Below are 24,354 nucleotides of genomic sequence, written 5' to 3' on the forward strand. Positions count from 1 at the left end.
AAAGCCACATTTTGTAATAACTAGCGTGGGTAGCGTGGCGTTTCGCTTGCAGGGATAGCACTAGGCTTTGCAAACAGATAGCCTTGTGCAAAAGTTGCACCATGCTTTTGCAACCAGTGTAACTCTGCGATCGATTCAATGCCTTCTGCTATTGTTGGCACACCGAGCGCCTGAGCAATCTCTAATAGCTTTGCAGTGATTGAAGCTTTATAAGGGTCTTGATCAACATTCCGAATCAACGCCATATCTAACTTAATAAAGTCAGGGCGTAACTGATGTAGTAGGTTCAAGCTCGAATATCCCGCACCCAAATCATCAAGCGCCACTAAAAAACCCGCGTCTCGATAGTATTTCAACACGGTTTTGAGATGATTGAGGTCTTGCGGCGTATCTGTCTCTACCACTTCAAACACAATACGCTCATGAGCAATGCCTGCTCTGTCGATCGCTTCTACGGTACTCCGTAAGCAAGACACGGGATCATAAAGAGCCGTGGGCATGAAGTTGATAAAAATGTGGCTGTTCAATTGATGTTGGCTGGCGTGAGCGATCGCGCTGAGACGAGCGACTCGATCAAGTTGTGGGAGCAAATTTGCTTTCGCGGCTTGCTCTAAGATTAATCCCGGCATCACTAAATTACCGTCGGCATCTAGACCCCGCAGGAGAGATTCATACGCATAAATTTGAGAAGTATCCTGAGCCGAGACAATCGGTTGAAAATAGGTTGTAAACCGTTCGGCTGTAAGCATCTCGACCAGCCAGTCGCTTTCGTTCCGTCCAACAAAGTGCTGTAGTGAGGTGATATCGCTAAAGTCGTGCAGTTGGGGTTGAGCCATACCCTGTAAAAACAAAACCCGCGTCTCCCCTAGCTCTCTGGGCGCGAGTAGGTGAGCAATCTTGGCAGCAACTTCCTGAACCTGTCCAGTTTTGCAAGTCACTCTCAGCCCCGATCGTGCTTGCATAAGTTCATAGTCAAAGGCAGCTTGCTTGAGAAAAGGAATGATTTTGATCAAAGCATGGGGAACTGGAAACCAAATGAAAAGCTGTCCTGCACCGGAGGGGCAACGACCTCTAGGATTATGGCAAACACAGGTTTTAGCGACTGGTAGAGGCTGGCTCATCGGAATAGCTTCCAAACTTACTTTATTTAATCTAGTGTTTCCGCACTTTTTCGCTGAATAAATACCTCTAAAGGAGTAGATTAAATCCTACTCATATGGGGATGAAATAGATTACAACACCTCTATTGATAATTTGCATCAGCACAAAAACTTAATTAAAAAAAAACAATACTCTATCTTTTGTTGCAATCGAGTTACGAGAGGTTAGGGGCAAAAAACTATAAAGGCTCTTGGCAAAATCAACCGTAGATCCCGAATTGAGAATTAAATCTTGATAGCTATAAAGTTCCCGTTGGCGCTATCTATGTCACGATCGATTTCAACGTCAATTTTGCAATCGATGAGTGAAATCAGACTGATCAATATTGGATTTGGCAATATCGTCTCGGCTCATCGGGTGATTGCGATCGTCGCTCCAGAATCCGCCCCGATTAAGCGCATTATTCATGATGCCCGCGAACACGAAAAGCTCATTGATGCCACCTATGGGAGACGTACCCGTGCAGTCATCGTCATGGATTCCGGTCACATTATTCTTTCGGCAATTCAACCTGAGACAGTTGCTAATCGATTTCTATTCACCAAAGACAGTACGGATATCTAGAATTTGAAAAATCATCCCAATCCTTCACCCTTTTATTAACTAATTCAGTCGAGTTGCAAGCTATACTCACAGAATCAGAAAACTGGGAACACTAGCGCACAAAATTATTACGTAGCTATGAGCAAGGGTAGACTCATTGTTTTAACAGGGCCAAGCGGCGTCGGCAAAGGAACCTTGCTTCGATCGCTTCTTCAGCGCCACGAGCAGCTTTATCTCTCAGTCTCCGTCACCACCCGATCTCCCCGTCCTGGAGAAGTCGAGGGCAAAAACTATTACTACGCCACTCGCCCTCAATTTGAGCGAATGGTGGCACAGGGAGAATTTTTAGAATGGGCAGAATTTGCGGGAAATTGCTACGGTACACCCCGACGCACTGTGGAAGAGAAAATTCGCGAAGGCAAGTGGGTCATTCTGGAAATCGAGCTTGATGGCGCTCGCCAAATCCGCAAGTCATTTCCAAGCGCGCTCCAAATTTTCATTGCACCCCCTTCGATGGTGGAACTCGAATCCCGCATTCGAGGACGCGGCCAAGACTCTGAAGCCGCGATCGTGCGTCGGCTGGAGAGAGCTTGGGAGGAAGTTGATGCGGCTGGAGAATTCGACCTTCAGGTGGTCAACGACGATTTAGAGCGTGCGGTAGGAGAAATTGAGCGCACGCTGTTTAAGCCAGTTGCCGCAGTGTGTTAATCGCATTACGACACGCAGAGGTGTGCGGTTAATTTCACTACACAGCAAAACGAGTGGGCGATCTGTTTGGATACCCACTCGTTTTGCTGTGTAGCAGTTTTACAGTCCGCTTGTGAAGTTTTTGAACAGCGCTAGATTGGTGAGCAGGAAGTACGCCAAGGCTGCACCGCCAACACCGCCCACTAAGAAGCCAGCAGCATATTCGTTCCAACCATGTCCGGTTTTGAGTTCCGAGGGTGGGTTCGGAGTGGTGATTGTGGTCATGGGTGCCGGCGGATTGCTTGCGCCGTAGAGCGAAATTGCCAGCGTAGAGATAATCAGGAGTCCGATCGTGCTGAGCAATCCGGCTAAGTTTGCCAAGTCGGTGTCACGCAGAGGGCCCAATTTTGCAAAAGGGCCAATAATCCAATAGCCATGAGCGAGTCCCACTTCTAATCCACGGCGCAGCGGGGAGAGACCTTCGCGATAAGCGGGGAGGGCGTTGATATAAGTCCGAACGAGCGGGGACGCATTAATTGGTGTTGCGAGGTTGCCGTTTTGAATATCAAAGGCAGGATAGATAACCTCTTTATTACGAGGATCGTCAGGACGATCGGTCGCTTCTGGATGTCTAAGAATTTGCATAAATGAAATGTCCTGTTTTACAAGGGTGCTGGAAGCGTATTGTAGGGGGTTCGTTTTTGCGGCTTCATCACTCTCAAGACACAACCTGAATAACCCGTTCTCGAAGAATGTAAGAGTTTATGAACGGTGCGATCGATTAAACGCCTGAGCTTAGATAATCACAAAGTCATCCCACGACTTAACCAAGTTTCTTTATAAAGATTTAAGATTTTGCAACATCGTGCCCCAAACTGAGGAATCCCCCCTATCTTTAGGAAAGTTCCAGCCTGTTATTCATTTGCGATGGAAAGGTGAAGTATGTCGTTTAGCCCCACCCCAAATTATCTACGATCGCTCTTGTTAGCCAGCTTGCTGAGCTTTCTTGCACCGATCGCCTTGATCGGGGGAACAATCGCGCTGCTGCTGTTGCTTGGCGTTGTACCGGGATTGATGCCTTTTGGACAAGCTTGTGCGGCTCAAATCCTGTCGTTTCTTGAAACGTTTGGAAATGGTAGCGCTTGGGAAGGAGCGATCGTGATCGGCTGTACCTGCGGTGTCGTCGGTGCTCTATTTGATACCTATATTTTTACGGTGACTCACTCGCTGACCTTGAGCAAGCCGCTCTCGAAATAAGCCATTGCCGACAAAACTCCCTATGCTAGAGAACATGCCTTAAGAGTTCGTTGACATGGTGAGAATAAGTCGGACGATCGTAATCTTTGTTTTAGTGTTTCTGTTGGGTTGGGGTAGCGTTCCTGGAATTAGCGTAGCGCGGACGCTGCCTTCACAGTCGATTCAGCCTTATCTGGATCGAGTGATCCAAAACGTGACCGAGTTTAAGTTAGAAAATGGTCTGAAGTTTATTGTTTTAGAGCGTCATCAAGCTCCAGTGGTTTCGTTTGTAACTTATGCAGATGTGGGTGGAGCGGATGAACCGGAAGGAAGAACCGGAGTTGCACACTTCCTAGAACATTTAGCGTTTAAGGGTACCACTCGGATCGGCACACAGAATTTTCAAGCGGAAAAGCCGTTATTAAACCAGCTAGATCAGCTTGCAGCACAGATTAAAACGGCAAGAGAGCAAAAGAAAGATGTTCGCACCTTGCAAGCGGAGTTCGATCGCGTTGAAGCCGAAGCCACGAAATTGGGACGGCAAAACGAATTAGGACGCATCGTGGAGCAAGCAGGTGGCGTGGGGCTGAATGCCAATACTTCGGCAGATGCCACTCGCTATTTCTATAGTTTTCCGTCTAACAAATTAGAGCTTTGGATGTCGTTGGAGTCAGAACGCTTTCTCGATCCGGTATTTCGAGAGTTCTACAAAGAGAAAGCGGTGATTCTAGAAGAGCGACGATTGCGGACGGAGAATTCACCGATCGGGCAATTGATCGAAGCGTTTACGGGTACTGCCTTTAAGGTTCATCCCTATCGCCGTCCGGTGATTGGTTATCCAACTGATTTAGCCAATCTCACCCGACAAGATGTGCAGACCTTCTTCGATACGCATTATGTCCCGAATAATTTGACGATCGCGATCGTGGGCGATGTCAATCCAACCGAAGTGAAGCGCCTTGCTCAAACCTATTTTGGTCGCTACAAAACGAAGCCCGCGCCGCCGGAAGTGGTTGCCGTTGAGCCGCCACAAACCCAGCAGCGTGAAGTCAGTTTGCAGCTACAATCTCAACCCTGGTACGTAGAAGGCTACCACCGTCCTGCGTTAAATCATCCGGATAACGTTGTGTATGAAGCGATCGCGTCAATTTTGAGCGATGGGCGCACTTCTCGGCTGTACCGATCGTTAGTTGAAGAGCAGAAGGTCGCATTAGCCGCTCAAGGAATTAACGGCTTTCCGGGCGATAAGTTTCCAAATTTGATGCTGTTTTATGCGCTGACGAGTCCGGGACGATCGATTGAAGAAGTCGCGCCTGCTCTGAGAGCCGAAATCGATCGCCTGAAAACTCAGCCTGTTTCGGCGCAAGAACTCGATCGCGTCAAAACTCAAGCGAGAGCCGGATTATTACGATCGCTCGATTCCAATATGGGCATGGCTCAGTCGCTATTAGAGTACGAAGTCAAAACCGGAAACTGGCGCAACTTATTCCAGCAAATTGACGCGATCGCCAAGATTACGCCTGCTGATATCCAGCGAGTTGCAAACGCCACGTTTACCGATTCCAATCGCACGATCGGACGAATTTTGCCGCAAGGATAAGCCACTCTATTGATGTGATGCGTTGTTAACTCAAATGAAAACTTTCCGAATTTCAACTCTATTTGTTTTGGCGTTTCTGGCTGTGTTGTTGTTTGTACATCCGGCGATCGCAGAGACACCGAAACACTATACCGATCTAAAATTCACACCGCCCCCAGAAATTAGAGTCCCGGAGTACACGCGGTTTCAGCTTCAGAACGGCATGATCGTTTATCTCATGGAAGACCACGAATTGCCTTTAGTGAGCGGAACGGCGCTTGTTAAAACGGGAGATCGCTTTGAACCTGCAAATCAAATTGGACTTGCAGAACTCACGGGAACGGTGATGCGATCAGGGGGAACTCAAAAACGCACTGCTAATCAACTGAATCAATTACTTGAGCAACGAGCGGCAGTGGTTGAAACTGGAATTTCCACGACTGCGGGAAGCGCCAGCTTTAACACGCTCACCGAAGATTTGCCGGAAGTGTTTGATCTGTTTGCCGAAGTCATCCAGCAGCCTGCATTCGCACCCGATCAGTTAGCGATCGCCAAAGTTCAACTGCAAGGCGGCATTGCTCGACGGAATGACGATCCTAACGGCATTGTCGGGCGAGAATTCCAGAAGCTCATTTACGGCAGCGATAGCCCTTATGCTCGTACTGTGGAGTATTCGACGATCACGAACATTTCTCGCAATGATTTGATTCAGTTTTATAGCCGATCGTTCCGTCCGGATCAAATGCTGCTCGGAATCGTGGGAGATTTTGACTCGAAGCAAATGCGATCAGCGATCGAATCGAAGTTCGAAGCTTGGAAACCCGCAGAACAGGCTATCCCATCACAGCTTCCATCGGTTTCCCAAGCAAAACAAGGTGGAATCTTCTTCGTCAATCAGCCGCAACTGAATCAAAGCTATCTACAAATCGGGCATCTAGGCGGACAGTTAAACAGCCCGGATTACCCAGCATTAAGCGTGATGGAAGATGTATTAAGTGGCTTCGGGCGACGATTGTTTAACGAAGTGCGATCGCGCCAAGGATTGGCTTACTCAGTTGGGGCAAGCTGGAGCGCTCAGTTTGATTATCCAGGTGTGTTTATTGCCAGTGGAGAAACGCGATCGGATGCAACCGTTCCGTTTATTCGCTCGGTGATGAATGAAATCGATCACATTCGCAAAGAGCCGATTTCAGCCGATGAATTAGGATTCGCGAAAGATACCGTGTTGAATTCTTTTATCTTTAACTTCCAAGATCCGGGTCAAACTCTTTCGCGTTTGCTGCGATATGAATACTATGGATATCCCAAAGATTTCATCTTTCAATATCGCAAAGCGGTAGAAGCAACAACAATTCCCGATGTTCAGCGAGTCGCTCAGAAATATCTTCAGCCTGAAAAGCTTGTTACTTTGGTTGTCGGCAATGAAAAAGAAATTCAGCCGCCGCTATCGAGCTTGGGGCAGCCTGTCATACCTGTTGATATCACAATTCCCAAGCCGCCCCAGAGCAGCCGATAATCTCGCTTTGTATTAGACTCGATCGAGCGGTTGGTGAGGAGCTGGTGGTAGTTCAACTTGAATCCCATCGCCAGGGCGCACCTCGCCATCCGCCACAACAATACTCATCACTCCAGACTTACGAATCAGCTTTCCTTGTTCATCGTGATCAAGCACTGCTGACATCAAACCAGGCTGAAATAGATCGAGTTGAGCGCAAGGATTCCGTAGACCTGTTAGTTCAACGATCGCACTGTTGCCTAGATGTAGTCGTGTTCCAACCGGCAGATTCAGAAGATCAATACCGCGTGTGGTAATGTTTTCACCCATTTGCCCCGCTGAAACTGAGAAACCAGCCGCTTGCAGTTCGTCGTGCAATTCAGCGTGGATGAGATGTACCTGCCGCAAATTCGGCTGGGTTGGATTTTTTGCCGCGTGCGATCGGTGTTTGACCGTCTCGCCTAAGTGAGCATCACCCTCAACTCCAAGACCGCCCAAAAGTCGAATGCGCTCCTGATTCTGCTTGCTGAAGCTATGAGTTGCGCTGCGGCTAACGGCAACGACGGCTCCACTGAGTTGCACCACTTGACTCACTCCAAACGGTAAAAACTTTCTTAATTCAAACCTAAATGAGTCCGCAGCGATCGCCGCATGACATCATCTGGGACAGATTCCCCTGTCCAGATTTCTAGAGCCGCCGCACCTTGTTGAACCAGCATTTCTAATCCGTCGATCGCGTCTGCTCCTCGCTGTTGCGCCTGCTGCAAAAATCGAGTCGGATTCGGCACATAGATTAAGTCGTAAGCGATCGCGCTCGATCGAATTTGATCTGCTTGTTCCTCGGTTAGAGGCGATTGATCAACGTGCGGCGACATTCCGATCGGTGTGGTATTCACAATCAGGTTTGCTTGCGGTAGAAGTCCAGAAAGCTGCTCCCAGGTGTGAACTGATAGAGAATTTAACGACCAAGATTGTGCAAACTCTTGAAGCTTGTCAGGATTACGTCCAACGACGTGAATTTCTGCAAATCCTAGCTCTACGCATCCCGCAACAACAGCTCTTGCAGCGCCACCATTACCAAGAATCAGCGCGATCGATTGATTCCAAGTTCGATGCTTTAACGGTGCAATAAAGCCAACAATATCGGTATTTGTGCCGCTCCAGCCGCGATTAGTTCTCCAAACCGTATTGACGGCTCCGATCGCTTTTGCGACATCGGTAATCTCAGTCAAGAGCGGCATAATCGCTTGCTTGTGAGGAATCGTTACGCTGAATCCTTGCAGATCGATCGCCTCGAATCCAGCGATCGCAGTTCTGAGATCTCCTGGGCGAATGCGAAACGGAACATACGCAAAGTCGATCTGCATCTCAGAGATCGCAGCATTGTGCATGATCGGAGAGAGCGAGTGTTCGATCGGATCGCCAATCACACCCAGCAGCTTTGTTTTACCCGTGATTCGATTCATTTTTCGGCTTTGGGGGTTCGGACGGCTCAGATTGATCAGGTTGAGCTTTGGGCGGGTCTTCGGTCAAAGTCGCTTCAGTCAGCGTCAAATCCGGCACAATCTTTGCCATTTCTTCCGGGCTGGGTTCTGGCATCGAGCGAATTCGACGGATCGGTAAATTGGCAATTAACGCGGTCGATCGCTGGTGGTTTTCCAGCACAAACTCCATGCCTTCATCCAGCTCGACATAACGCGACACCACTTCTAGAATTTCTTTTCGCAATTCCTCAACCAGGTGGGGCGGTAAATCTGCGCGATCGTGTGCTAGGACTAGCTTCAGCCGTCGTTTGACATCGCTGCGGCTATTATCTGCGCCACGCGGAAATAAGCGTTCTAGAAATTCGGTGATCATGAGCAGAGATGCGAACGGTTAAATAAAACGTGCAGCGATCGGGTTAATTCTTCTTAGAAAATCGACCAAACAAGCGAGCAAAAAATCCTTCATTTGGCGGTTCTAAGCTCATTAAGGGTACTCGCTCTCCTTCCAAACGGCGCACAATATTATCAAAAGCGGTTGCCGCCATTGAAGGTGTTTCTGATAATACCAGGGGTTCACCTTTATTCGTGGAAACAATCACTTTTTCATCGTCAGGAACGACTCCCAATAATTGCACCGCCAAAATTTCTTGCACATCTTCGACGGACATCATATCGTTCGCCTGCACCATATTCGGTCGAATGCGATTCACAATCAGACTGATGCGTTTAATGTTGTTCGCTTCGAGCAGTCCGATCACCCGATCGCCATCTCGAACCGCCGCAATTTCAGGAGTCGTGACGATAATCGCTTCTCGTGCAGCCGCGATCGCGTTTTGGAATCCAAGCTCGATCCCAGCCGGGCAATCAATCAAAATATACTCATACACTCGCGCCAAAGCATTCACTAATTGCCGCATTTGATCGGGGGTCACTGCTTCTTTGGTGCGATTTTGAGCCGCAGGAAGCAGCACTAAGTTCTGGAACCGCTTATCTTTCACCAGTGCTTGTTCCAATCGACATTGACCCGCGAGCACTTCAACGGCGGTGTACACCACGCGATTTTCCAGCCCTAGTAATAAATCTAAATTTCTCAATCCGAAATCCGCATCGATCACAGCAACTTTACGTCGCCGTTTTGCCAATGCCATACCGAGATTTGCGGTAGTGGTCGTCTTTCCGACTCCACCTTTACCCGAAGTGATAACGATGATACGCGCCATTAATAAAAATCCGCTTTCGAGAGGAACGGAGTATGCCGATTACAGGTTTTATAGGATATCAGAATTCGGAATTTGAAGTGTTCGGAATCTAGCATGATTTAAGAACTAGATCGAGAAACTTTCAAATTCGGGGTCGATCGCTGATTAGCATACCGCAAGCAGCAAGTCCCGCAAGGCTGGCTCTACAAAGCTTTACCGCACGTTGGAAATCACCGTGATCGATTCTGATTTTTGGACTCAGACTAATTTAGTCCTGTTTCCGAATCACAAAATCTGCGGCTCTCGCAATCCGAATATTGCCTTGTGGTGAAACATACGCTACTTCTGGGAAATACTGAGCGGGCGGGGTCTCCGGGGCGCGGGCGACGTAATCCGCAATCCGAATCTGGGTCGGCTCTAATTGCAGCGCCATGATCAGACATTTCGAGTTGCCTTTGCATCCGGCATGAGCCACACCGCGCAGGCGACCCCAGACGAGAATATCGCCTTCTGCGATAATCGATCCTCCTGGATTGAGATCACCCATCACAATCACGGTTCCGTTATGGCGGATTTCCGTGCCGGAGCGCAGCGTCATTTGAATATAAAGCGGCTCCTCCATCGCGGTTGCCGTTCCAGGCTTGGCGATCAGCGGTGAAGCGGCAGTGATTTGCTCAACGGAGTAGCCTGCGGTAGCGGCGACGACAGCCGTTTGACGGCGACGGGTGTGAACGCATTTGAGTTGCAGTTGCGCTTCTGCAAGGGCTTGGGCGATCGCGCTGAGCTGGCGGGTATCGAGGAGGCGATCGTCTGCGATCAGATGCACAACAGTGTTGGGCTGCCAGTGGCGTTCTCGTCCGGCTAAAAGCTGTTTGAACTGCTGCCAGAGTTCACTCCATGCTAAAGCGACTTTGGAAACAGATTCAGATTCAGGCGGCAGAATTAAATGCAGCGCACCGTCTTTGGTTTTGAGGCGGACTTGCAGATCTTCGAGCGCAATTCTGGGCGTGTCCGGGGTTTCGAGCGGCGGCAGTTCTGGCAAATCCGGTTCGAGATTTGGGCTAGAAACGGATTCTGGGGAAATGGGGCTGGAGTCGTTCGAGATTGGCGAAACAGAGGTATCAGAAGTCATGCCTAATGTGGGGCTGCAACGGATAGATCATATTCACACATTCGGATGTTGGCAACATTGTTTCGATCGACAGACGTAAAGCCTGAGTTTTTTCATTATTGTGTGATGGCGATTTTCTGACAGAGAACAATTAGGAGTTAAAATGTCAGACCTAATTCAAGCCGTTCTAGATAGTGATGAGAAAACCTGTGTGCGGCAGTTTGCAAGCGTGTTGAGAGCTTATGACAAACGCTATTTCCTGAGAAACGAAATCTTGCAGGTGTTCGATGAGTATTGCGAACAGTACAAAAAACCAGATGATTTTCAGGCTTCGTCTCAATTAGGAAAATTAATTCGATATGTGCAGGAGATTATTTTAGAAGATGAGAGTTTATGTCTGATTATTCGTCCTAGAATTGCGCGGCAGGAAGCGTATCGTTTGCTCGAAGACTTGACGATCGAGCCGATGACGATTCAGGAACTTTTAGACGTGCGCGATCGCTTTGTTAATCATTATCATCCGCAAGAAGGGGATGTATTCGAGATTGATTTTGCGCCGTTTTATGATTATTCACCTGTATTGCGCGACCCAAAAAATATTGGAAAGGGTGTAGATTTTCTCAATCGCTATTTATCAAGCCAGCTCTTCCAAGATCCAAAGCAGGGACAAAATCCGCTATTTAATTTTTTGCAGCTACATCAATATAATGGGATTCAATTATTAATTAATAAGCGGATTCAATCTCCAAATCAATTGAGCGATCGTGTGAAACAAGCGCTGAATTTAGTCAGCGATCGTGATCCGAATGAGGCGTATGAAACATTTCAGTTTGACCTACAAGATCTTGGATTTGAGCCAGGGTGGGGAAACACAGCAGGGCGAGTCAGAGAAACGTTAGAGATTTTGGATCAGTTAATTGATTCACCCGATCACCAAGCCTTAGAAGCGCTGGTATCGCGGATTCCGATGATTTTTAGAGTAGCAATTATCTCGCCGCATGGCTGGTTTGGGCAAGAAGGCGTATTAGGCAGACCAGATACAGGTGGACAAGTTGTTTACATTCTGGATCAGGTCAAAAGTTTAGAGAAGCAATTGCAGGAGGATATTACTCTAGCGGGATTAGGTGGGCTGGGTGTGAGCCCGAAAGTAATTGTGTTAACGCGGTTAATTCCAAATAGCGATGGGACGCTTTGCAATCAGCGGCTTGAGAAAATTCACGGTACAACAGATGCTTGGGTTTTGCGCGTTCCGTTCCGCGAATTTAATCTGAATCTTACTCAAAATTGGATCTCTCGATTTGAGATTTGGTCTTATTTGGAAACGTTTGCGATCGATGCCGAACACGAGCTTCGAGCCGAATTTCAAGGCAGACCTGATTTAATTATTGGCAACTATACAGACGGAAATTTAGTTGCGTTCCTGCTTTCAAGACGCTTAAAAGTGACGTATTGCATCATTGCTCACGCCCTTGAAAAATCAAAATACTTGTTCAGTAACCTTTACTGGCAAGAATCCGAAGGTAAGTATCATTTTTCGCTGCAATTTACCGCAGATTTGATTGCCATGAACGCGGCAAATTTCATTATCAGCAGCACCTATCAGGAGATTGTTGGAACTCCAGAAAGCGTTGGACAGTATGAATCTTATAAATCATTTACGATGCCAGATTTGTACCATGTTGTGAATGGCATTGAGTTATTTAGCCCGAAGTTTAACGTCGTTCCGCCGGGTGTGAATGAAGTCGTTTTTTTCCCATTTACGCGCACCGAAGACCGATTGCTGAACGATCGAGAACGCCTCGAAAATCTTCTGTTTACTGATGAAGACCCCGATCTGATTTACGGCAAGCTCGACGACCCCACTAAACGCCCACTCTTTTCAATGGCACGGCTCGATCGCATTAAAAATCTCACGGGATTGGCAGAAGCCTACGGTAAGAGCGAAGCCCTGCAAGAGCGTTGTAATTTGATTCTAGTCGCGGGTAAGCTTCGGATTGATGACTCTAGCGATTACGAGGAAATCAGCGAAATCGAGAAGCTTTACGAAATCATCAATCGCTACGATCTCAAAGGCAAAATTCGCTGGTTGGGTGTGCGATTGCCGAAAAGCGACACCGGAGAAGTCTATCGCGTGATTGCCGATCGTCAAGGCATCTTCGTACAGCCTGCTTTATTTGAAGCGTTTGGATTGACGATTCTCGAATCGATGGTGACAGGTCTACCCACGTTTGCAACTCGGTTCGGTGGCCCGCTTGAAATCATTCAGGACAAAGTGAACGGGTTTTACATCAATCCGACCAATCATGAAGAAGTTGCAGCCGTGGTTCTGCAGTTTCTGGAGAAGTGCGATCTCAATCCAAACTACTGGAGCGAAATTTCCCAACGTGGGATCGATCGCGTCTTCAGCACCTACACCTGGAAAATTCACACGACTCGATTACTGTCCCTCGCAAAAATCTACGGCTTCTGGAACTACACATCGCAAGAAAATCGCGAGGATATGCTGAGATATATCGAATCGCTGTTTTACCTGCTCTACAAGCCTAGAGCAAAGCAATTACTACAAGAGCAAATGCAGCGATCATAAACCAAAGCGAATATAGACCAAAAAGAGGGTGAGATTAAACTCGACCCTCTTTTGCTTGGTTTTACGCTTCAGCGTCGGCTTCTTGCTGCTTGCGGTATTTGAGTGCGATCGCACTCACGAGAGCCAAAGCTGCGATCGTGCCGGGTTCTGGGACTTTCGTAGGCTTTGGTGTAGGAGGTTTAGGCGACGTGGGTGGGCTGACTGGGGGCATAGTCGGTTGATCACCTGGTGGGGTTCCGTCGATCGGCTTGTCAAACAGTGGAGGCGGAGGTGTGACCGTGGTTGGTGGTGGAGGTGTCACAGTCGTCGGCGGGGGGGGGGTGACTGTGGTTGGTGGTGTTACAGTCGTAACTGACGTTCCGCGACCTGTACCACTCTCACCATTAAAGCCTAGAGATTTGCTATCAATGCTCTGATAGCGAACGCCAAAATTGCTCAGACTCAGCGTGTCCACATTACCGCTCAACGCAAGCGAAAAGCTAAATGTGCCCTTATCGAAGGTTCCAGGCAGCGAAGTGCTGTTGTTCACACCACCACTGGTTCCACCTTGACAGGCATTACCATTCGTGAAGCAAACTCCGATATTACCAAACTGATTCGGGAAAGCGCCGTCGAGATGAGCGTTGCTAAACAAACCACTGGTGCTAGCACCTGTAAGCGTTGCTGAGGTGTTGAAGCCCAGCGCTGAAACGCGAGAGAAGATATCACCGCCAGTGGTGTTATCAAGCAAAACGTCGAATGTTGCGATCGTGTTTCCACCCTGAGATGTGAATCCCTTGAAGGTGAAGTCGGCAAACGAGGACATCCCGTTCACTGTTTCAGTCGCAACGTTGCCGTCAAAGTTGACGCGGAAGATTTTACCCAAATCTGCAAGTCCAACTGCAAAAGAACTGGTGGCTGGAGTTGCGCTTTGGGTAGGTGCTGTGGTCTGAGTGGAAGTTGTAGACGTTGTGGTCTGAGTGGAAGTTGTAGGCGGTGTGGTCTGAGTTGGGGGAGTTGAGGCACCGTTGCCGTTACCGTTACCATTGCCGTTTCTTGCGAATGCTGGATCAGCAGCAAGCAACAAGCCTAAACTCGCAACCCCAGAACAGAGCGTCAAAATTGCAAAAGACAAGTTTTTAAACATCTGCGTGGTTTTAGACGATATGTATAAGCTATTGCATCGGACTGCCAGAAGAGCATGATACTTCTGCGGACTTAAGAAACTCTTTAAAGAGTCAGTTAAGTCAGTATTATTACGGTGAATTTTGTATAAGGCTAATTCAGTTTGTGATTAAGCAGGACAGAATTTGCTGGATTGTTAGTAAACATAAATAGAAATAGATGAAATTATTTTGTGTATCTCCGTATTTCCGCGGAAGGCAGGAATGGAATTGAGAAGAGATACGGGGATCGATTCAAGTATCAAGAGTACCGGAATTTTACTGAGGGCGGTTTGCAGAAGTGTAGCGATCCATTTTGCCCGAATGCACTTCAAAACGCTCCCGTAATTTCAGCATTGCCGAAGTTTTGGTTCTCGACATAATGGTTGCTTGTTCTGATGCCGTAGGTCGAGGATATGCTGGCGATCGTCCAATCTATAACCGCTCTCAAGCCGATAAGAACGTTCCTGATCGGTGTATGCTGCATCGCCTTAATTTTCGTGGGATTACCGCTTGCCGCGCAAACCCCACCGGAAATTAACCAACTCAAGCAGCAGCAGCAGCAACTCGACCAGCAGCGATCGTACATCCAGAAAGAACGCGAAAAATTGCAGCGCCAAGAGCGATCGGCGCAAAAGAATCTCACAGGCATTCGTCGAAACATCCAAGTGACGACCGCTCAGATTCAAACGACTGAAGCACAACTCAGCAACGCCAATCGAGTGCTGAAAAAATTAGAAGCCGATTTGAGTAAAGCGGAAAACAGCTATCAGCAGAGACAATCTGCCACCGTTTCACGGCTGCGATTTCTGCAACGCCAGCAGAGGAGTAGCGGTTGGGCAGTTTTGCTGCAAAGTGAAAATCTCAATGATTTTCTCGATCGCCGATTTCGTCTCAAGCAGATTTACAAGAACGATCGCAAAACTCTAGCCGATCTGCAAACCGCAGCCGAAAAAGTCGATCGTCAGCGTCAACAAGTTGAACAGCAAAAGAACAACATCGTAATAATTAGCCAACAATTGATGGCGCAAAAGTCCGAGTTTGAGCAGCAGGCAGACTCTCAGAAGCAAGTCGTCGATCGGCTCAGAACCAATCGCCGCGCTCTCGAAGCCGCAGAAGCCCAACTTGAACAAGACTCGAAAAGCATTGGAGAATTGATTCAAAGACGCATTGCCGAAGAACGCGCCAGAAATGGAATTGTGATTTTAGGAACGGGGCAATTTAACTTACCGAGTGAAGGCCCGATTACTAGCCCATTTGGCTATCGAATGCACCCAATTTTGGGCTATCAGCGCTTTCATGCAGGATTGGACTTTGGAGCGGATTATGGTGCGCCGATCTTAGCTGCCGATCGTGGCGTAGTCATCTTTGCGGGCTGGTATGGCGGGTATGGAAACTCGGTGATTCTGGATCACGGAAACGGAATTACAACGATGTATGCCCATGCTCAGGAACTCTATGTATCAGACGGGCAAACCGTAGAACGTGGAAAAGCGATCGCTGCAACTGGCTCGACCGGACTATCGACAGGCCCCCACCTGCATTTTGAGGTGCGAAAAGATGGAGAACCTGTCGATCCGATGAACTATCTCTGAGCGATATCCACGTCGCCCTTGCCCGTGAGAAACTGGAAGGCGCGACTTGCTTCGGGAATCGAGAGCAGGAACGATGCGATCGAACACAGCGTTGCGACTTGACAGTAGGCGCAGAAGGCTTCGTTATCACGCCATTCAATCCGAGCTAAGCGTAGTGCAAAGATCGAATCCATCAAGGTTTTGCCTGACATTGCGATCGGCAACCAAGGGGCATCCTTTGCTCGATTGGCGGTGCCTGCTCCAGCTAACAATGCGGTGATGGAATAGTTCACCAGCATAAAGAAGCCATCGGGCGTATCCAAAACGCTGTAAGCATAGTCGGAGGCATCGACTTTATTGGAATCAATCCCTGGAAGCGGCAAGTCTGGTAGTTCCTTGACTGCACCGATTTGATAGAGCGAAACAGCTTCTGCCATCGTTGCACCGAGTACAGATAGTCCAGTGATTAATCGACGGCGGGATAGGTCAGGATTGTCGCCTCTACGCAATTCAAGGCTCAGTTCTCTCGGTTCCATCTCAAAGATTCTCCTTAGTTTGTAAGAATGCCTTGAATCAACGTATTGGATTCAATGGCGCGGTTAGGTTGGGATAAATTGCGTGAGTTCAACAGCAAAAATTGGCTTCGGTTACGGCTTCTTGCCCCCTAAATCCCCCACTTGTGGGGGACTTTGAAGGTTGAAATTCCTGGCTCGAAGTCCCCCATTTATGGGGGATTTAGGGGGCAAGAAGCCGCTCAAACCGAAGCAAGAAACTCCGTCAAACTAACGTTAAATGATTGCGATCGGGGTGAGCGTAAATGCTCGTATTTCACAACGGTATTCACAATCAAAATCGGGGTCGTCTAACCATCGGAAGGCATCTGATCAAGACAATAAAAAAAGCGCCCGATCCAGTCGATCGAGCGCTTTACCGTAGACTCAGCTTGAATCTATACAGATTTAGGCTTGAACAATCCGCCGAGTTTTTCACCCACAGATGCGATCGCGCTTTGCACCGCATTCGCAACACCCGGAGTCGGACGCACCGCTAATTGAATCTCTTCGTCTTTGAATTCTTTTAGCCGATAGCCATATTCCAGCGAATCACGCTCTTTGCGGAGCGCGGGAAACAATCGGAATGCACCTTTGAGCAGTTCTTCTTCGTTCGCAAAAATAGCGTCATCAATTTGAGACGATCGTTTGACTGCGATCGCGCCGATCGGGAACCACTGAAGCTTCTTTTTCCCCTGGACTCGGAGGTAAATTTCATACTCTGGTAACCCTTGCGATTTGAAATTATCAAACTGCTTCGAGGCTTGAGCGCGTTTGTCGGTTCCCGTAGACTTTTTCTTTTCTTTGTGAACCTTTTTACCGAATCCAGGAGAGCTTGTCATAATCGCAGTGCAGAAATGTCTATTAACAAAAGTTTACGACATTTTAAGAATGAATGGGGATCAGACTGCACCAAGTAGGCTTGCCATCAGTGCTTTCTGAGCGTGCATCCGGTTTTCCGCCTGATCCCAGACTTTCGATTGCTTGCCTTCGATCGCTTCATGGGTGATTTCCTCGCCTCGGTGCGCCGGGAGACAGTGCAGCACGATCGCGTCTTTGTCGGCATAGCTCATCAGTTGATCGTTTACCTGATAGGGCTGAAAAATCGGAATTCGACTGGCTGCGAGGTCTTCTTGTCCCATGCTTGCCCACACATCGGTATAAATCACATGAGCGCCTTTGGCGGCAGCGATCGGATCTTCAGTTAACAGCACTTCGGATTGACCATTGGCAATCTTTTCGGTCAGTTCGACAATTTCGCTCAAGGGTTGGTAGTCCTTGGGAGTTGCAACTCGGACATTCATTCCCACCAGCGCACACCCAATCATCAACGAGTGCGCGACGTTGTTTCCGTCACCGACATAGGTTAGGGTCAAGCCAGAAAGCGTCGAAAAGGTTTCTTGAATAGTTTGGAGATCTGCCAGGATTTGACACGGATGCTCTAGATCCGTCAGAGCATTAATCACGGGGATTTCCATTTCTTTCGCAAAGGTTTCGAGGTCGGATTGCTCGAAGGTGCGAATCGCGAGGATATCAAGATAGCGATCGAGGACTCTAGCGGTATCTGCGATCGGTTCTCCCCGGCTGACTTGAGTGGCGTTCAGTGGTAAATCGAGTACCTGTCCACCTAAGTGATACATCGCACTTGAGAAGCTGACACGGGTTCGAGTAGAGGCTTTATAAAACAACAAACCCAACACAGGGGGATGTCCGTTGACGGTCACACGCGGATTTAATTTTCCTGATTTTAACTGCGCGGCGATGTCTAACAGTTCCATCACTTCATCCGTGCTGAGATCTGACAATTTCAATAAATCTCGTCCTTTTAGTGATCCCATGTGCTTCTCCAAAAAAATAAAAATCGCTCCCTACTCAAGCGTAAAGGAGCGTTGTTTTACCCAGCGTAGCAAATCTATCCGATCGAGCAAATAATCAATGCTTTATCCCTGTTTCAGTTGCAGAACTAATTTCTGCCATTGCGCCAACATCGCTGGATCAGAAGGCTGACCCTGCACCATCATCACCACGCCATCTTCAACTTGGCGCACACCGTACTGATTCTCGTTGACCAGCTTCTCCAGTAGCGGTAAGGTTCTGGCGAGGTATGCTTGACTATCTTTGAACGCTTTGCTGTATTCCTTCAGTTGCCAGAGATCTGCGATCGCATAATCGACCCGAACCTTTTGTCGGCGATCGTCATAGATCTCCAACGTTGGAAGGCGGACGATGATCCGACGGGTCGAAAGCTGCGGCACAAGATAGGTCGTCGTGCTAACACTCACATTGTCTGGAACATTGCGAATCACGTTATAGATATGGCTTGCGTGTTCCCATTGGCGCGGCAGTGGCACAAACACCCAAGGGCGCACCGAATCTGGAATCATAAACGAAAACGCTCGATGCGGATTTCCGCTCACCATAAATAACAGCGATAGCACAATGCACACTTTCCACCATCGACGGAACTTGGCGGTAAACCAGTGTGGATGGCGCTCCCACCACAGAATCGCACCATAAAACACACCCGGAACCACAGCAACGGCATATCGCAGCGTCACCGAGAGCGCAGTCTGTCCGGTTTGAGCAAAGATCGCAATCAACGGAAACGCTGAGAGAATCCAAGCCGCTCCCGATACCGCAGGCACAAGCGCTAACGCCGCCCACTGCCCCGCAAGATAGTTAATGCGACGATCGATCGGCAGCAGCAAATATTGCGCCAGCCGGAGCGGATGCGTGACCATGCCCCAAAGCACTTGCAAGGTCGTGGGCTGATCCGTATCTACAAACTGTCTAAATCGATTGGCTAAATACAATCGTGAAACATCCGATGAAAACTGCGGTTGAATCACATTCGTCACGAACGCGACATAGCCAAAACTGAGAATGCAGAGCGCAATGCCAATCCCCGGATGCCGCCGACTCAGCATCAAATGCACGCCAATACCAAACAGGATAATCCCTGCATCTTCCCGGACGCCCAGCACCAAGACCGCACAGATCCAAAACCAAAGCCAGTTTTTTTTCTCCAGTGCCAGAAGTGTTCCAAACGTAAACAATGGAATCTGGCAGTGTTCGTAGAAGTTCGCAACGGTTGAACCCACGACGGGAATCGCTGTGTAATAACTGGCAGTAATCCAGACCGATAACTGTTCTGATAATCGCTGTCGTGCTAGTGCATATAGCACCAATCCGCCCACGGTCATCAATCCTACTTGCAACACAATTAATGTAATCGGATGAGGAAAGAGGGCATACAACGGAAGCCAGAGCAAGAAATCTGGAACGAAATGCTGCCCTAGATGAATAAAAGATACAATTGGAGTCGCACCGTCTTCGAGTGAAGCAATGGAATTTGCAGACGTGAGTGAACTCTGAAACCAACGCCCGTGTAAGTTGTTCCAGAATAGCTGATTGAAAAGTCCTTGATCGTAAGAGGTATAAAACGAGAAATAACGGTTGAGCGAAATTGCTAGGACGATCGTAAAAAATACGATCGCAAGCATGAACGCTCGTCGCAATCCTACTTGATGGCGATCCGGGACGATTCGCTTCAAAATCCTCATTTCAACGCCTGCCAGTCCTTGGTCAATACTTCGCCCCATCGTGCTGCCAAACTGACTTGAGTAAAGGGCACTTCAATGGATTGATCGCCCAAATCAAATGCAAGTGCGATCGTTTTTCCCTTAGTGGGTGGCGCATTGAGATCAACGGCTTCACCGTTTACCAGCAATCGAATATTTTGCACAGATTCTAATGAAAAAGTATCGGTTTCGGTCACTGCTTTGCGGGTTGCTTTGCCGACCGTTAGTGTATCTTCTTTTTGTCCCAAAACTGAGTAAATATCGTATTTCGCTCGTCCAAACGGTTCTGCCCAACGGCGGTAGGTTTCTAAGGTTTGATATTCATTCCAGCCTGCATACGCTAATCCAATAAATGCTGCCAATAACGGCAACCATAACAACCCGTGAATCATAATTTTGAAGGCGCACGATCGACAGTTTCCATCGTGCCATAGCTTTATTGTTCTAAACACACGAGAACAGCAGTATCGGCTATGGTTGGAGTGCAAGTAGGATTTTGGCTTCTATTATGAGAAAGCTCCTGATCATCGCCCTCTGTCTTGTGGGATTGGGTTGGGCGATCGTGCAGTTTCCCGGTTTAGCCACTCAAGGCACTTACGATCGCATCATTCTCGATTTCCGCGATGACCTCGCCAACGCTGAGATTCAATCTCAGATTGATGCGATCGCGCAAAATTATCATGTCCGCCCTCAGTTAAATAGTCAATTTTCACAACTCGAACATCTTTATACGGTTGAAGGCGACAAATCGCTGTTAGACCAACTGAAAACATCCAATTTGAAGCGATACACCGAAGCGATCGAGCCGGATTATATCTATCGCATTCCCCAAGGTGAAACGCCGAAAGCGGTTCGTTCAAACTCTGAACCAAAGCTCTCCGCTCTAGCGCCCAACGATCCGATGTACAGCCAACAATGGAACTTGCACAACATTGGCATCGAATCAGGCTGGACAGAAACGAAAGGACGGGGTGTAACGGTTGCAGTGATTGATACCGGAGTCTCGAAGGTTCCCGATTTAGAGCAGACTAACTTTGTTACAGGCTACGATTTTGTGAACGATAGCGACAATGCCGAAGACGACAACGGACATGGAACTCACGTTGCAGGCACGATCGCACAGTCCACAAACAATAACTTTGGCGTTGCCGGAATTGCTTACGAAGCAAACATTATGCCGCTCAAGGTTCTGAGTTCTTTTGGCGGTGGAACCGTTGCAGACATTGCGGAAGCCATTCGATTTGCAGCAGATAACAAAGCTGATGTGATCAACCTCAGTTTGGGTGGCGGTGGTGAAAGTTCAGTGCTGAAAGATGCGATCGACTATGCTCACGGTAAAGGGGTCGTGGTCGTCGCAGCGGCGGGAAATTCCAGCAGCAATGCGGCAGATTATCCAGCACGGTATCCTCATGCGATCGCGGTGGCAGCATTAGATGCCTCTGGAGAAAAAGCGCCTTATTCTAACTTTGGTGCCGGGGTGGATATTGCTGCTCCGGGTGGCTCAACGGCTCAAGGTGAAGCAGGCGGCATTCTGCAAAATACACTGAATCCCCAAACGGGTGAATCTGTGTTTGCAGCCTTTCAAGGAACGAGCATGGCGGCTCCGCACGTTGCGGGAGTGGCAGCTTTGATCAAAGCCGCAGGAGTCACCGAACCTGATGAAGTGTTAGCTGTTCTGAAGCAATCCGCTCGCAAAGTTGAAGCTGATGAACTAAATCATTTTGGAGCCGGAAAGCTGGATGCCTCAGCAGCAGTCAAACTCGCGCTACACGGCAAGATTACGTTTAACGATTTTTGGCGCTGGCTGCGGGATAATGGCTATCTAAATCCGCGCTTCTGGATCGATGGTGGAGTCGTAGGACTACTGCCAAAACTGGCAATGGTACTCGGTTCTTATCTATTGGCATGGTTCTTGAAAGTGTACTTCCCGTTCAACTGGGGTTGGGCGATGTCTTCAGGTTTAGTCGCTGGAAGTTCTGGACTGTTCTTTCTCCGGGGACTGTACCGATTTGATATGCCGCAATTTCCGTTCCGCATCCTGGGAAGTTCGCTGCCTGAACTGGGAAGCGCAATTCAAGCGAGTGGAGCGCTCAATCCGATTTCTGCCAGTGTGCTGATTCCGTTTATGCTGCTTGCGTTATTGTTAGGACATTCTCAGGGAAGATTGTTTGCGATCGGTACGACGATCGGTGTAACGGCTTTCCTGGGAATGAGCGCGATCGTTGATCCACAAGTGATGTGGCTCGGTGAGGGTTTCATCGGGAGAGCGTATTTGATTGTGAATGCACTACTCTGCTATGGGCTAGCGCGATTGGCTTTGAAAGCGGGAGAAAGAACAGTATGACCGTGACCGGAGTGATTCAGCGGAAAGGATTTGGGACAGGAGCTTGGGCGATCGATGCCGACAATGGCAAGTCTTACGAATTACACAAGCCCCCGGAAGAATTGCAGCACGCAGGGCTAAAAGTCACCGTTGAAGGAGATATCCGCGATGATGTGATGAGCTTTGCAATGATCGGACAAATTCTTGAAGTGAAACAGTTTCAGATTCTCTAATGCTGTTTTAGCGCAAATACAGAAACACTTAAGGCAGCTTTAATTCAAGTAAATAGGGTAGCTGAGCCAGCGAAGTCTAGCCCAGCTACCCTATTTAGTTAAGTTAGTTAAGTGGTTTTGCAAGCTATTTCGGATCTTCATTCACCGGAACTAGCTTATAAAGCGTGTCACCCGTGGGGGCAGTGGGTGAAGCAGTGGGCATATTGACGACTCGTTGTGCTGGAGCTTGAACATCATTGGCGATCGCTTTTACCGCGTTAACCGCATTGATCACAGTTCTCACAGTTTCGTTGACACCATCTGCTGTCTGCCTCACTGTACTCACAGTGCTTCTCACAGTATGACTTACATTGGTTGTCACACTGTTAACCGCCTCGTTCACATCTTTGGTAGAACCATCGATATTCTCAGCGACACTGTTGACCGAATCTCCAATCTGCTGAACGGCATCATTGAGAGTATCAGCAGTTGATTTTGCAGTTCCGCCTACGTTACGGATGCTGCGATTGAATCGCTCTGTCACTTCTGGGGTCAGAAGCGATGCTGCAAAACCACCCAAGATTGCTCCGATCGATGCTCCAATCACAATCTTCGTCAAGCCATTTCCGCTCCCTGGTGGGCTAGCTGATGAATAGCTAGAACTATTAACCGGAGGAGTTTCTGTTGTTAAAAACTGATTGCTATTCGTCACGGTCGCATGTCTCCTGATTGACTGACTTCGATCTTCTGCTTACTCTCTCCGCTCAAAAGATTCGTAGAAAGCGTCAACCGGATCGACTTCTGCGTTTTGTTCCATCGTCGGGTAAGTGTAGGACTGTTCTGTTTGAATGTCCACTGGCTGATCGACATCCATCTCGACTGATTTTGCAGACATTTCGCGATCGATCACAGATTCTCCAGTTGAAGACTGTGTAGCATAAGCAGCATTATCGATCGTTTGGCTTGTTGCTTGTCCGGTTTGGTCGATCGCATTGGCAGTGGTCGAAGCCGCTTGTTGCGTTCCTTGGCTTACCGCTTGTCCAGTTTGGTCGATCGCATTGGCAGTGGTTGAAGCCGCTTGTTGTGTTCCTTTGCTTACCGCTTGTCCGGTTTGAGAGACAGCATTAGCAGTGGTCGAAGCGGCTTGCTGTACTCCTTGGCTCACGGCTTGTCCGGTTTGCTGAATCACATCCGCAGTCGTTGAAACAGCTTGTTGCGCCCCTTGGCTTACGGCGTGTCCGGTTTGCTGAATCACATCCGCCGTTCCAGATGCAACTTGTTGAACGCCATGTGCCACGTTATGTGCAGCCTCAGATGTTCCTCCTACAACTGCATAGCTCACACCGTCTCCAATACTTTGTGCTGCTTCTCCGATGCCTTTTGCAGTGGTTCCCAAGCCTTCCCCGATCGTACCCAGTGCTTTACCAAAGCCTTTAGAGGCGCGGTTAAAGCCTTCAGATACTTTTCGACCAGCTAACAGTCCGATCGATGCTCCAATTAGCGCACCAACTAACGCTCTTGAGAGGGGTGAACCTAGGCTAGAGCTATCAGATTTCACTTCTGGCTTGTAGTCAGTCGAAGCGGGTGTTTTAGCCTCCATGTTAGCTGAGGTCGGATAGCTTTGTGATTGAGGGGTTGAGGTCGGATAGCTTTGTGATTGAGGGGTTGAGGTCGGATAGCTCTGTGATTGGGGGGTTGAGGTCGATTGCTGTGGATAGTTCGTTTGATTGGTATTAAACTGATCTTCTTGAAGCATGGCTCTTTTCCCTGGTTAAAAGTTTGTTGACTGATGAGTGATTAAATAGTCATCTACAGCAAAGCTAACGAGTTCACTTTAGGACTAAATGCCCCCAAAGACAGACTTACAGCAAATTGCAATCAAACAAAAC

At 48.4% G+C, this 24,354-nt stretch carries 25 protein-coding genes; 10 read left to right on the plus strand and 15 right to left on the minus strand.

What is annotated here, in order from left to right; genetic code table 11:
* Positions 1-20: 20 nt before the first annotated feature.
* Complete coding sequence (locus tag NC981_RS20295; protein WP_348244596.1) at positions 21-1,121, minus strand: EAL domain-containing protein; 1,101 nt, start codon at positions 1,119-1,121, stop codon at positions 21-23.
* Between the two features lie 304 nt (positions 1,122-1,425).
* On the opposite strand from NC981_RS20295, the gene NC981_RS20300 reads away from it, so the two are divergent.
* Both NC981_RS20300 and gmk read left to right on the plus strand, forming a co-directional pair.
* Positions 1,426-1,725 carry a DUF370 domain-containing protein gene (locus tag NC981_RS20300; RefSeq protein ID WP_348244597.1) on the plus strand — a complete coding sequence of 100 codons (300 nt, stop codon included), beginning with the start codon at positions 1,426-1,428 and terminating at the stop codon, positions 1,723-1,725.
* Positions 1,726-1,842: 117 nt separating this feature from the next.
* On the plus strand, positions 1,843-2,412 hold the full coding sequence (gene gmk, locus NC981_RS20305) for a guanylate kinase (protein ID WP_348244598.1): 570 nt from the start codon (positions 1,843-1,845) through the stop codon (positions 2,410-2,412).
* A 99-nt stretch (positions 2,413-2,511) separates the two neighbouring features.
* On the opposite strand, the gene NC981_RS20310 is transcribed toward gmk, so the two are convergent.
* Positions 2,512-3,036: a photosystem I reaction center subunit XI gene (locus tag NC981_RS20310; protein WP_190375223.1), complete on the minus strand. Its 525-nt coding sequence runs from the start codon at positions 3,034-3,036 to the stop codon at positions 2,512-2,514.
* A gap of 297 nt (positions 3,037-3,333) precedes the next feature.
* Between NC981_RS20310 and NC981_RS20315 the strand changes: the two genes are divergently transcribed.
* The 3 genes from NC981_RS20315 to NC981_RS20325 are packed head-to-tail and all read left to right on the plus strand — an operon-like array spanning position 3,334 to position 6,722.
* Positions 3,334-3,648: a hypothetical protein gene (locus tag NC981_RS20315; protein WP_190375222.1), complete on the plus strand. Its 315-nt coding sequence runs from the start codon at positions 3,334-3,336 to the stop codon at positions 3,646-3,648.
* Positions 3,649-3,703: 55 nt separating this feature from the next.
* A complete protein-coding gene (locus tag NC981_RS20320) occupies positions 3,704-5,227 on the plus strand; it encodes a pitrilysin family protein (protein ID WP_348244599.1) in 1,524 nt (507 codons plus the stop codon).
* A 34-nt stretch (positions 5,228-5,261) separates the two neighbouring features.
* Positions 5,262-6,722, plus strand: a complete 1,461-nt coding sequence (locus NC981_RS20325; RefSeq protein ID WP_348244600.1) for a pitrilysin family protein — start codon at positions 5,262-5,264, stop codon at positions 6,720-6,722.
* 12 nt (positions 6,723-6,734) lie between these two features.
* Here the strand turns inward: NC981_RS20325 and NC981_RS20330 are convergent, their stop codons facing one another.
* From NC981_RS20330 to minC, 5 genes are all read right to left on the minus strand, one after another.
* Entirely contained in the window at positions 6,735-7,286 is a 552-nt protein-coding gene (locus tag NC981_RS20330; protein ID WP_348244601.1) for an MOSC domain-containing protein, read from the minus strand.
* Between the two features lie 29 nt (positions 7,287-7,315).
* Complete coding sequence (locus NC981_RS20335) at positions 7,316-8,167, minus strand: shikimate dehydrogenase (protein ID WP_348244602.1); 852 nt, start codon at positions 8,165-8,167, stop codon at positions 7,316-7,318.
* Positions 8,148-8,558: a cell division topological specificity factor MinE gene (minE, locus tag NC981_RS20340; RefSeq protein WP_190375218.1), complete on the minus strand. Its 411-nt coding sequence runs from the start codon at positions 8,556-8,558 to the stop codon at positions 8,148-8,150. Before minE ends, NC981_RS20335 begins: the two co-directional genes overlap by 20 nt.
* 43 nt (positions 8,559-8,601) lie before the next feature.
* Positions 8,602-9,405, minus strand: coding sequence for a septum site-determining protein MinD (gene minD / locus NC981_RS20345; protein WP_190375217.1), 804 nt, complete (start codon positions 9,403-9,405; stop codon positions 8,602-8,604).
* Between the two features lie 247 nt (positions 9,406-9,652).
* Positions 9,653-10,516, minus strand: coding sequence for a septum site-determining protein MinC (minC, locus tag NC981_RS20350; protein ID WP_348244603.1), 864 nt, complete (start codon positions 10,514-10,516; stop codon positions 9,653-9,655).
* A gap of 142 nt (positions 10,517-10,658) precedes the next feature.
* Between minC and NC981_RS20355 the strand changes: the two genes are divergently transcribed.
* The gene (locus NC981_RS20355) at positions 10,659-13,082 is read left to right on the plus strand and encodes a sucrose synthase (RefSeq protein WP_348244604.1); all 2,424 of its coding nucleotides are present in this window, start codon (positions 10,659-10,661) and stop codon (positions 13,080-13,082) included.
* Positions 13,083-13,143: 61 nt separating this feature from the next.
* On the opposite strand, the gene NC981_RS20360 is transcribed toward NC981_RS20355, so the two are convergent.
* Positions 13,144-14,196, minus strand: a complete 1,053-nt coding sequence (locus NC981_RS20360) for a cistern family PEP-CTERM protein (protein ID WP_348244605.1) — start codon at positions 14,194-14,196, stop codon at positions 13,144-13,146.
* Between the two features lie 410 nt (positions 14,197-14,606).
* On the opposite strand from NC981_RS20360, the gene NC981_RS20365 reads away from it, so the two are divergent.
* Together NC981_RS20365 and NC981_RS20370 are read left to right on the plus strand one after the other, a co-directional pair.
* Positions 14,607-14,765, plus strand: coding sequence for a hypothetical protein (locus tag NC981_RS20365; protein WP_348244606.1), 159 nt, complete (start codon positions 14,607-14,609; stop codon positions 14,763-14,765).
* Positions 14,725-15,819, plus strand: a complete 1,095-nt coding sequence (locus NC981_RS20370; RefSeq protein WP_348244607.1) for a peptidoglycan DD-metalloendopeptidase family protein — start codon at positions 14,725-14,727, stop codon at positions 15,817-15,819. Before NC981_RS20365 ends, NC981_RS20370 begins: the two co-directional genes overlap by 41 nt.
* Here the strand turns inward: NC981_RS20370 and NC981_RS20375 are convergent.
* The 5 genes from NC981_RS20375 to NC981_RS20395 all read right to left on the minus strand — a co-directional run bounded on the left by NC981_RS20375 (position 15,810) and on the right by NC981_RS20395 (position 20,322).
* Positions 15,810-16,334, minus strand: coding sequence for a vitamin K epoxide reductase family protein (locus NC981_RS20375; RefSeq protein ID WP_190375212.1), 525 nt, complete (start codon positions 16,332-16,334; stop codon positions 15,810-15,812). The two genes, NC981_RS20370 and NC981_RS20375, sit on opposite strands and share 10 nt — an antisense overlap.
* Positions 16,335-16,747: 413 nt before the next feature.
* Positions 16,748-17,191, minus strand: a complete 444-nt coding sequence (locus tag NC981_RS20380) for an HHL1-like protein (RefSeq protein ID WP_190375211.1) — start codon at positions 17,189-17,191, stop codon at positions 16,748-16,750.
* A gap of 60 nt (positions 17,192-17,251) precedes the next feature.
* On the minus strand, positions 17,252-18,187 hold the full coding sequence (argF, locus tag NC981_RS20385) for an ornithine carbamoyltransferase (protein WP_348244608.1): 936 nt from the start codon (positions 18,185-18,187) through the stop codon (positions 17,252-17,254).
* A 102-nt stretch (positions 18,188-18,289) separates the two neighbouring features.
* Positions 18,290-19,951 (minus strand): DUF2079 domain-containing protein, encoded by a 1,662-nt coding sequence (locus tag NC981_RS20390; protein ID WP_348244609.1) that lies wholly within the window; start codon positions 19,949-19,951, stop codon positions 18,290-18,292.
* Positions 19,909-20,322, minus strand: coding sequence for a hypothetical protein (locus NC981_RS20395; RefSeq protein ID WP_190375209.1), 414 nt, complete (start codon positions 20,320-20,322; stop codon positions 19,909-19,911). The genes NC981_RS20390 and NC981_RS20395 overlap by 43 nt, the downstream gene beginning before the upstream one ends.
* A gap of 116 nt (positions 20,323-20,438) precedes the next feature.
* Here NC981_RS20395 and NC981_RS20400 point away from each other — a divergent pair, with 116 nt between their 5' ends.
* Together NC981_RS20400 and NC981_RS20405 are read left to right on the plus strand one after the other, a co-directional pair.
* Positions 20,439-22,274: a DUF5942 domain-containing protein gene (locus tag NC981_RS20400; protein WP_348244610.1), complete on the plus strand. Its 1,836-nt coding sequence runs from the start codon at positions 20,439-20,441 to the stop codon at positions 22,272-22,274.
* Entirely contained in the window at positions 22,271-22,486 is a 216-nt protein-coding gene (locus NC981_RS20405; RefSeq protein WP_348244611.1) for a hypothetical protein, read from the plus strand. The genes NC981_RS20400 and NC981_RS20405 overlap by 4 nt, the downstream gene beginning before the upstream one ends.
* Positions 22,487-22,610: 124 nt before the next feature.
* On the opposite strand, the gene NC981_RS20410 is transcribed toward NC981_RS20405, so the two are convergent.
* The gene (locus NC981_RS20410) at positions 22,611-23,177 is read right to left on the minus strand and encodes a hypothetical protein (protein WP_348244612.1); all 567 of its coding nucleotides are present in this window, start codon (positions 23,175-23,177) and stop codon (positions 22,611-22,613) included.
* A gap of 39 nt (positions 23,178-23,216) precedes the next feature.
* Positions 23,217-24,221, minus strand: coding sequence for a hypothetical protein (locus tag NC981_RS20415; RefSeq protein WP_348244613.1), 1,005 nt, complete (start codon positions 24,219-24,221; stop codon positions 23,217-23,219).
* Positions 24,222-24,354 lie beyond the last annotated feature (133 nt).

This window comes from Leptolyngbya sp. DQ-M1, assembly GCF_039962505.1.
GTDB lineage: Bacteria > Cyanobacteriota > Cyanobacteriia > Leptolyngbyales > Leptolyngbyaceae > Leptolyngbya.

What these genes read in the sequence shown, in the direction of transcription:
- NC981_RS20295 (WP_348244596.1), bottom strand. Translation starts at nt 1,121, where the DNA reads ATGAGCCAGCCTCTACCAGTCGCTAAAACCTGTGTTTGCCATAATCCT.
- NC981_RS20300 (WP_348244597.1), top strand. Translation starts at nt 1,426, where the DNA reads ATGTCACGATCGATTTCAACGTCAATTTTGCAATCGATGAGTGAAATC.
- gmk (WP_348244598.1), top strand. Translation starts at nt 1,843, where the DNA reads ATGAGCAAGGGTAGACTCATTGTTTTAACAGGGCCAAGCGGCGTCGGC.
- NC981_RS20310 (WP_190375223.1), bottom strand. Translation starts at nt 3,036, where the DNA reads ATGCAAATTCTTAGACATCCAGAAGCGACCGATCGTCCTGACGATCCT.
- NC981_RS20315 (WP_190375222.1), top strand. Translation starts at nt 3,334, where the DNA reads ATGTCGTTTAGCCCCACCCCAAATTATCTACGATCGCTCTTGTTAGCC.
- NC981_RS20320 (WP_348244599.1), top strand. Translation starts at nt 3,704, where the DNA reads ATGGTGAGAATAAGTCGGACGATCGTAATCTTTGTTTTAGTGTTTCTG.
- NC981_RS20325 (WP_348244600.1), top strand. Translation starts at nt 5,262, where the DNA reads ATGAAAACTTTCCGAATTTCAACTCTATTTGTTTTGGCGTTTCTGGCT.
- NC981_RS20335 (WP_348244602.1), bottom strand. Translation starts at nt 8,167, where the DNA reads ATGAATCGAATCACGGGTAAAACAAAGCTGCTGGGTGTGATTGGCGAT.
- minE (WP_190375218.1), bottom strand. Translation starts at nt 8,558, where the DNA reads ATGATCACCGAATTTCTAGAACGCTTATTTCCGCGTGGCGCAGATAAT.
- minD (WP_190375217.1), bottom strand. Translation starts at nt 9,405, where the DNA reads ATGGCGCGTATCATCGTTATCACTTCGGGTAAAGGTGGAGTCGGAAAG.
- minC (WP_348244603.1), bottom strand. Translation starts at nt 10,516, where the DNA reads ATGACTTCTGATACCTCTGTTTCGCCAATCTCGAACGACTCCAGCCCC.
- NC981_RS20355 (WP_348244604.1), top strand. Translation starts at nt 10,659, where the DNA reads ATGTCAGACCTAATTCAAGCCGTTCTAGATAGTGATGAGAAAACCTGT.
- NC981_RS20365 (WP_348244606.1), top strand. Translation starts at nt 14,607, where the DNA reads ATGGTTGCTTGTTCTGATGCCGTAGGTCGAGGATATGCTGGCGATCGT.
- NC981_RS20375 (WP_190375212.1), bottom strand. Translation starts at nt 16,334, where the DNA reads ATGGAACCGAGAGAACTGAGCCTTGAATTGCGTAGAGGCGACAATCCT.
- NC981_RS20380 (WP_190375211.1), bottom strand. Translation starts at nt 17,191, where the DNA reads ATGACAAGCTCTCCTGGATTCGGTAAAAAGGTTCACAAAGAAAAGAAA.
- argF (WP_348244608.1), bottom strand. Translation starts at nt 18,187, where the DNA reads ATGGGATCACTAAAAGGACGAGATTTATTGAAATTGTCAGATCTCAGC.
- NC981_RS20390 (WP_348244609.1), bottom strand. Translation starts at nt 19,951, where the DNA reads ATGGGGCGAAGTATTGACCAAGGACTGGCAGGCGTTGAAATGAGGATT.
- NC981_RS20395 (WP_190375209.1), bottom strand. Translation starts at nt 20,322, where the DNA reads ATGATTCACGGGTTGTTATGGTTGCCGTTATTGGCAGCATTTATTGGA.
- NC981_RS20400 (WP_348244610.1), top strand. Translation starts at nt 20,439, where the DNA reads ATGAGAAAGCTCCTGATCATCGCCCTCTGTCTTGTGGGATTGGGTTGG.
- NC981_RS20405 (WP_348244611.1), top strand. Translation starts at nt 22,271, where the DNA reads ATGACCGTGACCGGAGTGATTCAGCGGAAAGGATTTGGGACAGGAGCT.
- NC981_RS20415 (WP_348244613.1), bottom strand. Translation starts at nt 24,221, where the DNA reads ATGCTTCAAGAAGATCAGTTTAATACCAATCAAACGAACTATCCACAG.